General features: G+C 71.7%; 2 protein-coding genes. Both read left to right on the plus strand.

Features of this window, described 5'->3' with window-relative positions; genetic code table 11:
- On the plus strand, positions 1-812 hold an 812-nt coding region (locus tag H5J30_RS29045), incomplete at its 5' end, for a carbohydrate ABC transporter permease (protein WP_181790249.1).
- A complete protein-coding gene (locus tag H5J30_RS29050; protein WP_181790250.1) occupies positions 809-2,074 on the plus strand; it encodes a 6-phospho-beta-glucosidase in 1,266 nt (421 codons plus the stop codon). The genes H5J30_RS29045 and H5J30_RS29050, both read left to right, overlap by 4 nt.
- The last annotated feature ends 62 nt before the right edge of the window (positions 2,075-2,136 follow it).

Below are 2,136 nucleotides of genomic sequence, written 5' to 3' on the forward strand. Positions count from 1 at the left end.
TGAACTGGGTCGCGGTGCACGCCCTGGCCATCGCCGCCGCGCTGTTCTTCGTGCTGCCGTTCGTCTTCGTCTTCCTCACCGCCGTGATGAGCGACGACCAGGCGCTGACCCGGGCGCTGTGGCCGCGTACCTGGGAGTGGGGCAATTTTGGCACCGTGTGGGAGACCCCCGGCTTCCTCACCTGGTGGCGCAACACGCTGCTCTACGCGGGGCTGGGCACCGTGCTCGCGGTCGGCTCCAGCCTCCCCGTGGCGTACGCGCTGGCCAAGTTCCGCTTCCGCGGCCGGAACCTGGCGATGATGATGGTCATCGCCGCGATGATGCTGCCCCCGCAGGTCGTCATCGTGCCCATGTACCTGTTCTGGTCCCGGCAGATGGACCTGACCGGCACGCTGTGGCCGCTGATCATCCCGTTCGCCTTCGCCAACCCCTTCAGCGTCTTCCTGCTGCGGCAGTTCCTGCTGACCATCCCGCGCGAGTACACCGAGGCCGCGCGCATCGACGGCTGCGGCGAACTGCGCACGCTGCTGCGCATCGTGGTGCCGATGGCGAAGCCCGCGATCGCCGCCGTCGCCCTGTTCCACTTCTTCTACTGCTGGAACGACTACTTCGGGCCGCAGATCTACGCCTCGGAGAACCCGGGCTGGTGGACGCTGAGCTACGGCCTGGAGTCGTTCAAGGGGGCCCACCAGACCGACTGGAACCTCACCATGGCGGCCACGGTCCTGGTCATGGCCCCGGTGATCGTGGTGTTCTTCTTCGCCCAGAAAGCCTTCATCGAGGGCGTCACGCTGACAGGAGTCAAAGGTTGAAACTCGCAGTGGTAGGCGGCGGCTCGACGTACACGCCCGAGCTGGTCGACGGGTTCGCGCGGCTGCGCGAGACGCTGCCCGTCGACGAGCTGGTGCTCATCGACCCCGCCGCCGAGCGGCTGGACCTGATCGGCGCCCTGGCGCGGCGGATGTTCACCCGGCAGGGCCACGACGGGCGGGTCGTCACCACCGCCCGGCTGGAGGAGGGCGTCGAGGGCGCCGACGCCGTGCTCGTCCAACTGCGCGTCGGCGGGCAGGCGGCGCGGCAGCAGGACGAGACGTGGCCGCTGGACTGCGGCTGCGTCGGGCAGGAGACGACCGGCGCCGGCGGCCTCGCCAAGGCGCTGCGCACCGTGCCCGTGGTGCTCGACATCGCCGAACGTATCCGCAAGGCCGCCCCCGGCGCGTGGATCATCGACTTCACCAACCCCGTCGGCATCGTCACCCGCGCGCTGCTGACGGCCGGACACCGCGCGGTCGGCCTGTGCAACGTGGCCATCCACCTCCAGCGCAGATTCGCCGCGCTGCTGGAGACCGAGCCGGAGAACGTCCACCTGGAGCACGTCGGCCTCAACCACCTCACCTGGGAGCTGGCCGTACGCCTCGGCGGCCCCGGCGGCGTCGACGTGACGCCCAAGCTGATCGGCGAGCACGGCGCCCGGATCGCCGCGGACCTGCACCTGCCGCCGGAGCTGCTGACCCGGCTCGGCGTCGTGCCCTCGTACTACCTGCGCTACTACTACGCCCACGACCGGGTCGTACGCGAACAGCGCGAGGGCCCCACGCGGGGCGCACAGGTCGCCGGGATGGAGGCCGAGCTGCTGCGGATGTACGCCGACCCGGCGCTCGACACCAAGCCGGAGCTGCTGTCGCGGCGCGGCGGCGCGTACTACTCCGAGGCCGCCGTCGCGCTCGCCGCCTCCCTGCTGGGCGGGGCGGCCGGCGCCGTCCAGGTCGTCAACACCGCCAACCGCGGCACGCTGCCGTTCCTCCCCGACGACGCGGTCGTCGAGGTGCAGGCCGAGGTCACCGCCGAGGGCGCCCGGCCGCTGGCCGTCCCGGAGCTGGACCCGCTGTTCGCCGGCCTCGTCGCGCACACCACGGCGTACGAGCGCCTCGCCCTGGAGGCGGCGCTGCACGGCGGGCGCGAACGCGTCTTCCGCGCGCTGCTGGCGCACCCGCTGGTCGGGCAGTACGACCGCGCCGAGAAGCTGACGGACGCGCTGATCGCGCACAACCGGGAGCACCTGCCGTGGGCCTGAGCCCGGGGCGGACAGCCGCTGTGCTGGCGATCGACGCCGGGAACAGCAAGACGGACGCGGTG

Source organism: Streptomyces phytophilus, from assembly GCF_013870535.1.
GTDB classification, from domain to species: Bacteria; Actinomycetota; Actinomycetes; order Streptomycetales; family Streptomycetaceae; genus Streptomyces; species Streptomyces phytophilus.